Genomic DNA, 269 nt, shown 5'->3' on the forward strand with positions numbered 1-269 from the left:
ATTTAACGATTTACATACGTGTCAAACCAAAGCTGAATATATCCAGCAGTTACACGCTGAGCCTCCATTAAACGCTTACCTGTCATTGGTGTAACCTCAGCACGCCATTTATTTGCATAGTCTTGCGATACGGCTGCTTTTACAAACCAATCTTTCGTATTATCATTTACAATGCTAGGGAAATCTTGCTTTGCAGCTACTGCTGATGCATGGATCCAATCTTCAGGATTTGTACCTTTCCAATTCCAATATCCATTTCCATCATTCAC

At 39.8% G+C, this 269-nt stretch carries 1 pseudogene; it reads right to left on the reverse strand.

Annotation, left to right across the window (positions count from 1 at the left end):
* Positions 1 to 2 precede the first annotated feature (2 nt).
* Positions 3 to 269: pseudogene (locus tag V7183_RS00680) on the reverse strand (phospholipase); the annotation flags it as partial.

Source organism: Bacillus sp. JJ1127 (assembly GCF_036965845.1).
In the GTDB taxonomy this organism is placed as follows: domain Bacteria; phylum Bacillota; class Bacilli; order Bacillales; family Bacillaceae_G; genus Bacillus_A.